This is a genomic window from Aeromicrobium sp. PFPM2_SD2, assembly GCF_057364525.1.
This window is the reverse complement of record NZ_JBNFNZ010000594.1, coordinates 1-1,238: the sequence shown is the minus strand read 5'-3', so window position 1 is coordinate 1,238 and position 1,238 is coordinate 1. Positions and strand designations below refer to the sequence as shown.

2 protein-coding genes are annotated in these 1,238 nt (G+C 73.9%); both read left to right on the top strand.

Features of this window, described 5'->3' with window-relative positions:
- Positions 1 to 852: gluconeogenesis factor YvcK family protein (locus tag AC2W7G_RS16670; protein WP_485869422.1), on the top strand; the 852-nt coding region annotated here is incomplete at its 5' end.
- Between the two features lie 4 nt (positions 853 to 856).
- Positions 857 to 1,238: DNA-binding protein WhiA (whiA, locus tag AC2W7G_RS16665; RefSeq protein WP_485869421.1), on the top strand; the 382-nt coding region annotated here is incomplete at its 3' end.

Sequence of the window (1,238 nt, the reverse complement as noted above, 5' to 3'; positions counted from 1 at the left end):
CTCGTCCGGCCGCTGCGCACCGAGCTGGGCGTCCTGCCGCCCGGCGACCTGCGCATGGCGCTGGCCGCCCTGTGCGGCGACGACCAGTGGGGCCGCACCTGGGCCGACGTGCTGCAGCACCGGTTCCAGACCGAGGGCGAGCTGCACGGCCACGCCGTCGGCAACCTCCTCATCGCCGCGGTCTGGGACCGGCTCGGCGACCACGTCGCCGGGCTCGACCTGGTCGGCCAGCTGCTGGGCGCCCAGGGCCGCGTGCTGCCCATGACGTCGGTGCCGATGGAGATCACCGCCGAGGTCAAGCTGCACGAGCGGCCCGACGAGATCACCACCATCCGGGGCCAGGTCGAGGTCGCCTCGACCGACGGCGACGTCGTGTCGGTCGCGCTCGAGCCGTCCGACCCGCCGGCCTGCCCCGAGGCCGTCGACGCCATCCTGGCCGCCGACGACGTGGTCATCGGTCCGGGCTCGTGGTTCACCAGCGTCCTGCCCAACCTGCTCGTGCCCCAGCTGCGCGACGCGCTGGTGCGCACCTCGGCCAAGCGCGTCCTCGTGCTCAACCTGGCCAACCAGCCGGGGGAGACCGACGGCTTCACCGCCGAGACGCACCTGGAGGTCCTGGCCGCGCACGCGCCCGAGCTCGACGTCGACGTCGTCCTGGCCGACGACCGGGTCGTTGACGAGACCGGTAGTCTCGACGCGATGGTGAAGGGCCTCGGAGGCCGTCTCGTGCGGGCTCCGGTGGCGACCTCGCCGCAGTCCGACCAGCACGACTCGCTGCGCCTCGCGGCGGCGTTCCGGCGGATCTTCGACGAGCTGGACGACAGGGGTCGCGGGGCGACCGGAAGGTGGTAGCCGCATGGCGATGACCGCACAGGTGAAGTCCGAGCTCGCGAGCACGAACGTCACGAAGGCCTGCTGCCGCAAGGCCGAGGTCTCCTCGATGCTCCGCTTCGCCGGCGGCCTGCACCTCGCGGCCGGCCGCATCGTCGTGGAGGCCGAGCTCGACACCGGCTCCGCCGCCCGCCGCCTGCGCAAGGACATCGACGAGGTCTACGGCCACGACAGCGAGATCGCGATGCTGCGCGGCGGCTCGGGCCTGCGCAAGAGCGCCCACTACCTCGTGCGGGTCAGCCGCGACGGCGAGGCGCTGGCCCGCCAGACCGGCCTCATCGACGGCCGCGGACGTCCGGTGCGCGGCCTGCCGCCGCAGGTCGTCTCCGGGGCCACCTGCGACGCCG